The 7,850-nt window shown below is 66.1% G+C and carries 6 protein-coding genes; 4 read left to right on the top strand and 2 right to left on the bottom strand.

Annotated features, from left to right (window positions below):
• Positions 1-175: 175 nt before the first annotated feature.
• Positions 176-1,723, bottom strand: a complete 1,548-nt coding sequence (locus tag PVW46_RS15835; RefSeq protein ID WP_069209315.1) for a trimethylamine methyltransferase family protein — start codon at positions 1,721-1,723, stop codon at positions 176-178.
• Positions 1,724-1,881: 158 nt separating this feature from the next.
• Between PVW46_RS15835 and PVW46_RS15830 the strand changes: the two genes are divergently transcribed.
• The 3 genes from PVW46_RS15830 (at position 1,882) to PVW46_RS15820 (ending at position 5,950) form a co-directional block, all read left to right on the top strand.
• Positions 1,882-4,308, top strand: a complete 2,427-nt coding sequence (locus PVW46_RS15830) for an FAD-dependent oxidoreductase (RefSeq protein WP_069209316.1) — start codon at positions 1,882-1,884, stop codon at positions 4,306-4,308.
• Positions 4,309-4,393: 85 nt separating this feature from the next.
• Positions 4,394-4,864, top strand: coding sequence for a DUF411 domain-containing protein (locus PVW46_RS15825; RefSeq protein ID WP_069209317.1), 471 nt, complete (start codon positions 4,394-4,396; stop codon positions 4,862-4,864).
• A gap of 123 nt (positions 4,865-4,987) precedes the next feature.
• Positions 4,988-5,950 carry an aldo/keto reductase gene (locus tag PVW46_RS15820; RefSeq protein ID WP_069209318.1) on the top strand — a complete coding sequence of 321 codons (963 nt, stop codon included), beginning with the start codon at positions 4,988-4,990 and terminating at the stop codon, positions 5,948-5,950.
• Positions 5,951-5,993: 43 nt separating this feature from the next.
• Here the strand turns inward: PVW46_RS15820 and PVW46_RS15815 are convergent, their stop codons facing one another.
• The gene (locus PVW46_RS15815) at positions 5,994-6,812 is read right to left on the bottom strand and encodes a metallophosphoesterase (protein WP_043135918.1); all 819 of its coding nucleotides are present in this window, start codon (positions 6,810-6,812) and stop codon (positions 5,994-5,996) included.
• 175 nt (positions 6,813-6,987) lie between these two features.
• On the opposite strand from PVW46_RS15815, the gene PVW46_RS15810 reads away from it, so the two are divergent.
• The gene (locus PVW46_RS15810) at positions 6,988-7,803 is read left to right on the top strand and encodes an ABC transporter substrate-binding protein (RefSeq protein WP_069209319.1); all 816 of its coding nucleotides are present in this window, start codon (positions 6,988-6,990) and stop codon (positions 7,801-7,803) included.
• The last annotated feature ends 47 nt before the right edge of the window (positions 7,804-7,850 follow it).

Raw genomic sequence — 7,850 nt, 5'->3', positions numbered from 1 at the left:
GTCACCCAGCAGAACGCGGCGATGGTGGAACAGACGACCGCCGCCGCCTCGATCATGCGCCAGAACGCCACCGAAGTGGCCGCCGCGCTGGCGGGGTTGAAAATCGGCGGAACGGCTGCTCAGCGCACCCCCAGACCGACCGCGCAGAGCCAGGCCGCCTGACCGACGCGCGCGCTCACCGCAGGCAGGGAAAGGCGGCCCGGATCGCACTTTCCCGCGCCGCCTCCAGGTAAACAGGCCGATGCGTGGCCAGGATATGCCGCGCCTCGGCCTTTGCCCTTGTCCGCGCCTCTTCGGCCCCGGCCAGTTCCCAGCTGCGTGGATCGCTGCGGTCCGCGAGGCGCGGATAGAGATAGTCCCGTTCCATCGCCTCGCGGGTCTGGTCGGCCCCCAGGAAATGCCCCTGGCCAAGGACCGCGGCCCGGATCGCCTCGACACCCAGCGTGTCCTCGCTGACCTCGATCCCGCGCAGCACCCGTTGGACTGCCCCCAGCATCTCGTTGTCCAGGACAAAACCCTCGTAACTGGCGCCCAGCAAGGCGGCGGTCATGCCCGCGCTCTCGTAGACCAGGTTGCCGCCCGCAAGCCCCGCCGCCAGCGCCGTCATCGCCTTTTCCATCCCGTACTGCGCATCCACCGTCTTCGCATCCGTCATCGAACAGGCCACCCCAGACGGCAGATCCAGCCAGTTCGATAACTGCGCCGATGCCGCGTTCAGCAAAGCGACCTCTCCGCCACCGCCCGAAAAGGCCCCCGTGCGAAGATCCACGACGAAGGGCCAGTTCGAAAAGACCATCGGATGCCCCGGTCGGATGGCATGGACCATGACCAGGCTGGCCAGCGTTTCGGCCAATGACTGCGCCAGGAACCCCGCCAAAGTCGCCGGCGCCGTCGCCCCGGCCTGTGCCGCGGTGATGCAGGACAACGGCATGTTGGCAGCGATGCAGGCATAGACCACCTCGACAGCATCGGCCCCATACCGCATGGGCGAGATCACCGGGCTGACATGCGCCTTTAGGAAAGGGCGGGCGGAAAACGCGCCCTCGCCTCCCAGCGCCATGTCCATCATTGCCACGACGGGTGCCACGTTTTCGGCCAGGGTAAAGGCGCTGGCCACCGGCTTTGTCGTCCCGGCCAGCAGCGCGAAGGCGGTGTTCAGGTCCAGGTCGCGGGCGTCGGACACATCGGTGGCGATGCAGCACCGGGTGAACCAGCTGATGTTCTCAAGCGCGTCCTGCAGGCGGGTGAAGTCCCGCAGGTCCTGCAGGGTGGCCGCCCTGTAAAACCCGCTGTCCAAGTCCACGACCTGCACCGCCGCCCCGCCGGTGCCAAAATACACCCGGTCACCGCCCACCTCGATGTCGCGGGCGGGATCGCGGCCGTGAAGGACAAAGCGTTTTGCCGCCCGGTCCACCGCCGCATCGACCAGCGCAGCCGGAAACAGGACCCGCGGGCCTTGCGCCTCGGCCCCGGCGGTCAACAGATCGGCCCGTAGCCGGTCGGGGACCTCGCCCATGCCCAGTTCTGCCAGCAGGCGCTTGGCGGCAGCATAGATCGCCACGATGTCGGCATCGCTCAACGGTGCGTATTGCCCGCCGACCTGGCCTGGCGGCGCCGGACTGGCCAGCCCCTTGGCCCGGGCTGCATGACGCGCGAGACGACCGCCAGGCCGCCTCCCCTCCCGCACCTGGCGCAGGCCGCGCTGATCCTTTTCGATATCCATGCGGATCACTACGGGCTGCACCGCCGCACATGACAAGCCGCCGCATGCACCTGAAGACTTTCAAAAACTCCTTTTTCGAGGCGCTTAAGTCACGAAAGCCGCCTTGCCCAAGTGTCGGAGTTCGCCCCCGATTGGCAACAGCACCAGGAGGCCCGCACATGAAGACCACCACTCGCGCCGTCGTCATCGGCGGCGGCATCGCCGGATGTTCGACGCTTTACCACCTGACGCAGGAGGGGTGGACCGATGTCATGCTGCTGGAACGGGACGAGCTGACCTCTGGTACGACCTGGCATTCCGCGGCGCAGGTGACGAATTTCGGCATGACTCAGACGATGGTCGGCCTGAAAAGTCATTCCATTGCGCTCTACAAGGAATTGTCCGAGGACCCGGAGTACCCGATCACCTACCACCATGCCGACGGTGGAATTCGGTTGGCCAACACCGGGGCGCAGATGGACGGCTATCGCCATTTCGCCAGCATGGCACGGGGCATGGGGGTGCATTTCGAGATCATCGACGCCCAGGAGTGCGCCCGCCGCCACCCGTTGATTTCCACCGACAACCTTGTCGGCGGGCTTTGGGATCCGCTGGACGGCGACATCGACCCGGCGCAATTGTGCCAGGCCCTGGCACGGCGGGCCCGAAAAGCCGGGGCAGAGGTGCATCGCAACACGCCTGTCACCGCCCTGCGCCAGTTGCCGGACGACAGCTGGATCGTCACCACGCCCCGGGGCGAGATCCACACCGAGGTCGTCGTCAACGCCTGCGGCTACCGCGTGAACGAGGTCGGGGCGATGATGGGCGTACACCACCCGGTCATGTCGATGGAACACCAGTACTTCGTGACCGAGGAAATCCCTGCGATCCGGGACGCGGGTCACCGGATGCCACTGCTTCGCTGCCCGATCTCGGACTACTATTGCCGACAGGACAAGACCGGGCTGCTGATCGGTTTCTACGAACAGGACTGTCGCACCTGGGGCATGGACGGGATCGACCCGAACTTTACCAACGCGCTCTGCCCCGACGATCTGGACCGTATCATGGACGTGCTGGAGGGCGCCTTTGCCCGGATGCCTGCCTTGCGCGACGCGGGCATCCATACCATCGTGAACGGCCCGATCACCTATACCATCGACGGCGCGCCGCTGGTCGGGCCGATCCCGGGCCAGCGCAACGCCTATTGCATCATCGGGTTGCGCGCGGGCCTGGGAGAAGGCGGCGGGCACGGCTGGCTTCTGGCCCAGCAGATCGTGCATGGAGAGGCAATCTATGACACCTGGGCGCTGGACCCGCGCCGCTATGGCCCGCACACCAATGTCGAGCTGACCGCCCGCATGGCCGTGCAGGAATACCAGAACGAGTTCCGCTTTCACTTTCCAAACGAACACCGCCCGGCGGGCCGCATGGCCCGCACCACCCCCCTGACCCCGATCCTTAGGGCCGAGGGTGCACATTTTGCCCCGGTCAACGGATGGGAACGGGCAGAGGTCTTTGCCCCGGACCTGCAGATCACGCCCAGCTTCCGGTTTGACGAAACCCACGCGACGGTTGCCGAAGAGGTCCAGGCCGTCCACACCCGCGTGGGACTGGCAGAGATCAACGGATTCAACCGTATCGAGATCACGGGCCGCGACAGGCATGCGTTTCTCGACCGGCTCTGTTGTGGTCGCGTCCCCCGGCAGGCGGGCTGCGTCGGGCTGGGTTACCTGCTCAACGATCATGGCTGCATCAAGGCAGAGGCGACCTTCGCCAAACTGCCCGCCTCCGACCGGGGCACGGACCGTGTCTGGTACGGCTCTGCCGCAGCTTCGGAACGGCACGATCATGACTGGCTGGCCGGGCACATGCGTCCGGGCGAGGACGTGCAATTGCACAGCCTGACGCAGGACATGACCATCCTCGTGCTCGCCGGCCCCGGCGCCCGCGCGATCCTGTCCAAGGTCGCGCGCGGCGACTGGTCCGCCAGCGGCTTTCCCTGGCTGTCCGCGCGCGAATGTTTCATCGGCTACGCCCCGGCCACCGTTCTGTCGGTCAGTTTCTCTGGCGAACTGGCCTATGAGATCCACGTACCCAACGCCTCGCTTATGGCCGCCTATTCCGCCCTGCAAGAGGCCGGCACCGCGCAAGGGATGCGCCTGTTCGGCAGTCACGCGATCGAGTCCATGCGGCTGGAGAAGAGCTTTCTGCACTGGAAATCGGACCTGCTGACAGAGTACGACCCCTACGAGACCGGGTTGGGACGCTTCGTCTCGACCACCAAGGCATTTGTCGGGAAAGAGGCGCTGATGCGACGCCGGGCGAAGGGTCCGGGAAGGTGCCTTGTCACCCTGCGGCACGGGGCGACAGACCGTGTGGCCCAGCCCGGCGCCTCGATGATGCGGGACGGCAAGGTTGTCGGCACCGTCACTTCCGGCGCCTACGGGCACCGCACGGGGATGAACCTGGCGCTGGGTTTCGTCGTGCCTGACCTTGCCGCGCCAGGCAGCCGTGTGGAGCTGGACCTGCTGGGGGACCTGATCCCGGCAGACGTCATCCCGTCCAGCCCCTTTGATCCGGGCATGACGCGCCCCCGTACATGACCCCGTGCCTTGACCTTCCCCCAAGGGGAAGCCCTATCTGGTCAGGCGACCCTGTGCTGGGCCAGAAGAAAGGAAGACAAGAACCATGCCGATCACCCCCCTCCACCGTCGCGGCCTGCTGATGGGCGCCCTTGCGGTCACCACCCTGCCCGGCATGCTGCGGGCTGCCGCACCGGAGATCCACGTGCTCAAGGACCGCAATTGCGGCTGCTGCAGTTCCTGGGTCAAGATCCTGCGCCAAGAAGGATTTGCGGTCACCACCGAGGACACCCACAACGCGGCGCTGATCCGCTACAAGATGGACAACGGCATCCCGCCCAAGATGGCCTCGTGCCACACCGCCCGGATCGAGGGCTACCTGATCGAGGGTCACGTCCCCGCCGCGGACATCCGCCGCCTGCTGGAGGAACGCCCGGAGGCGCGCGGCCTTGCCGTGCCGGGCATGCCCTACGGCTCTCCCGGCATGGGGCCGGAGGATGAGCGCGAGGCCTACGACGTCCACCTGATCCTGCGCGATGGGACGACGCGCGTGTTCACCCACTACGACGCCGCCTGACGGCCCTGGCAAACGCGCCCCGGGCCTGCCCCGGGGCCTGTCCCCTTGCCCGCGAGGCGCTTTCGTCGCACAACTTGCGGGCAGTCCTGCCCCTTCACGCAGGCGCAGACAGGAGGAGACCCCATGCCGAAATTCGCCCTTGGCAAGACCGATCTCGAAGTTACCGAGCTTTGCTTTGGTGGCTCCGCCCTGGGCGACATGCCCGACACATATGGCTATTCGGTGGACGAAGACCGCGCGCGTGCCACGGTCGAGGCGATCTTTGACGGGCCGGTGAATTTTCTCGACACCTCGCGCAACTACGGGTTCGGCCGGTCCGAGGAACGGATCGGTGCCGTGATCAAGGACCGTGGCGGCCTACCCGAAGGTTTTGTCCTGTCGACCAAGCTGGACCGCGAGATGGAGACCGGGCGCTTCGATGCCGCCCGCGTGCGCCAGTCGCTGGAGGAAAGCCTGGCGGCACTGAACCTCGACAGCATCCCGCTCCTGCACCTGCATGACCCGGAACATGCCCGCGACCTGGGCGAGATCACAGGCGATGGCGGCGCGCTGGACGAGTTGTTCAAGCTCAAGGAAGAGGGGCTGGCACAGGCCGTCGGACTGGCGGCGGGCAGGCTGGATGTGATGGAGCCGATCCTGCGCGCCTATCCATTCGACGCGCTGATCTCTCACAACCGGTTCACCCTGCTGAACCGCTCGGCGGATGCGATGTTCGACTATGCCTATGACAACGACATTGCCGTTCTGAACGCCGCGCCTTTTGCCAGCGGCGTGCTGGCCAAGGGCAGCGCCGCCATGCCGCGCATCACCTACCAGGAGGCCGACGATGCCGCCCTGGCCCCGGTGCGCGCCATCGAGGAGGTCTGCGCCCGCCACGGCGTGCCGACCGGCCCGGCCGCACTGCAGTTCTCGCTGCGCGATCCGCGCATCACCTCGACCGTGGTCGGCGTGTCGAAACCCGAACGCGTGCAACAGACGCTTGACTGGGCAGCAATGAAACTGCCGGAGACGCTCTGGGACGAGCTGTCGAAACTGCCCTTCTCGGACGAAGACCCCGAGGCCAACCGCGATTACAAACCGGGCTGAGGGCAACACGGGCGCAGGGCGGGGCTTGCCCCGCCGTCCCGGGTCATGCTTCCCGGGCCCAGTCTTCCCAGTCGTTGCCGTGCCAGATCACCTCGCCGTCCCAGGCAAAGGGGATCTGGTGCACCACCACGTCCTCTCCCCGCATCAGCACAACGCGGTAGGACGGTTCCAGCGGCCCCATGCCCGAAAGCTTCGAGGGCGACAGGTTCGGGATCACCTGGTGCACCGTCGACGCCACGCCGGAAAAGGGGATGCCTGCCAGCGTGCCCGACAGCGGTTCGTGCACATGACCAAAGAAAATGTGCACGATCTTGTCGCGATGCGCCTTCAAGAGCGGCCTCAGCCCCGCCTGGTCACGGTCGTTCAGGGACAGCATGTCCGAGGACGGATCGCCCAGGTGCAACGGGTTGTGGTGAAAGAACAGGAACGCGCGGGCACAGCCCTCCAGCTGCGCCCGCAGCCAGTCCAGGCGCACCTCGCAGAAATGGCCCGCGTGGCTTTGCGGCTGGACCGTGTCGCAATAGATGAACCGCCCCTCGGGCAGGTCCTCGGCATGGTTGATGAAACCGGCCGCGTCGCGTGGATGTTCTGGGAATTGCTCCAGGAAGGCAGTCCTGTCGTCATGGTTGCCCACCATCAGGCGCACCGGGATCGGCAGCACGCGCAGTGCCTGTTTCAGCGCCGCATAGGCCTCGGGGTCTGCCCAATGGGCAAGGTCGCCGGTGATGACCAGCCGTACCGCGTCCGAATGATGCTCGGCGATATGGCCAAACGCGCGGGCCAGGCGTTCGTGCGGGTCGATCCCCTCGATCAACATGCCCGGCACGCCCAGGTGAATATCCGACATGTGGATGAATTTCATGACACAGCCCCCGTCCGAATCGCCACGACCCTATGACAGCCGGATCACAGGATCACGACATCCGGACCAGGGCTTGCGGTTCAGGTGCGCAGGGGCCAAAGACACCGGCAAATTGACAAGCGGCGCAGGGGCGGCAACTCTGCCACCAGTCAAAAAACCGACAGGGGTAATTCCGATGAAACTCATGACTTTCACCGCGCTCGCCTGCGGCCTCGCGGGCGCCGCGCTGGCCCAGGACACTTGTGCCACCGGCAAGACCCTGACCGACGGCGTGCTGACCATCGCCACCGGCAATCCCGCCTATTACCCCTGGGTCCTGGATGACGCCCCCGAAAGCGGCAAGGGATTCGAGGCCGCAGTGGCCTATGCCCTGGCCGGGGAAATGGGATTCGCCGCCGACCAGGTCACCTGGGTGCGCACATCCTTCGACCAGTCGATCCAGCCCGGCGCCAAGAATTTCGACATCAACATGCAGCAGTTCTCGATCACCGAAGAGCGTGAGAAGGTCGTCGATTTCTCCGACCCCTACTACAGTTCCGCGATGGCGGTCCTGACCACGCAATCCGTGGTCGATGGCGGCGCGCAGCCGACCGTGGCCAGCCTGAAAACCCTGCTCTGGGGGGCTGATGCCAACACCACCGCCGTGCCGATGCTGATGGACCTGATCGGCCCGGACAAGCAGCCGATGCTCTACGGCGACAACGTCGACGTGACCGCGGCCATGCAGGCGGGCCAGATCGACGCCGCGCTTTTTGACCTGCCGACGGCGCTGTACCTCTCGGCCGTGGTGGTCGAAAACGGCACCATCCTGGGCCAGTTCCCGCCCGAGCGCAGCGACAATCCCGACCAGTTCGGCCTGCTGATGGAAGAAGGCAGCCCGCTCAAGACCTGCGTGAACGAGGCCCTGGCCGCGCTGAAGGACAGCGGCAAGCTGGCCGCGATCGAGGCCGAGTGGCTGCAGGACGCCACCGGCGTTCCGGTCATCGAGTAGTCCCGGAACGCGCCCCCGCTTCTTTGGTTTTCCAAGTACCTCGGGGG

Source organism: Mameliella sp. AT18 (assembly GCF_028807275.1).
Taxonomy (GTDB): domain Bacteria; phylum Pseudomonadota; class Alphaproteobacteria; order Rhodobacterales; family Rhodobacteraceae; genus Antarctobacter; species Antarctobacter albus.
This window is presented reverse-complemented; position numbering and strand designations above follow the sequence as displayed.

Coding starts and splice junctions, on each gene's coding strand:
- PVW46_RS15835 (WP_069209315.1), bottom strand. CDS start 1,723: ATGGATATCGAAAAGGATCAGCGCGGCCTGCGCCAGGTGCGGGAGGGG.
- PVW46_RS15830 (WP_069209316.1), top strand. CDS start 1,882: ATGAAGACCACCACTCGCGCCGTCGTCATCGGCGGCGGCATCGCCGGA.
- PVW46_RS15825 (WP_069209317.1), top strand. CDS start 4,394: ATGCCGATCACCCCCCTCCACCGTCGCGGCCTGCTGATGGGCGCCCTT.
- PVW46_RS15820 (WP_069209318.1), top strand. CDS start 4,988: ATGCCGAAATTCGCCCTTGGCAAGACCGATCTCGAAGTTACCGAGCTT.
- PVW46_RS15815 (WP_043135918.1), bottom strand. CDS start 6,812: ATGAAATTCATCCACATGTCGGATATTCACCTGGGCGTGCCGGGCATG.
- PVW46_RS15810 (WP_069209319.1), top strand. CDS start 6,988: ATGAAACTCATGACTTTCACCGCGCTCGCCTGCGGCCTCGCGGGCGCC.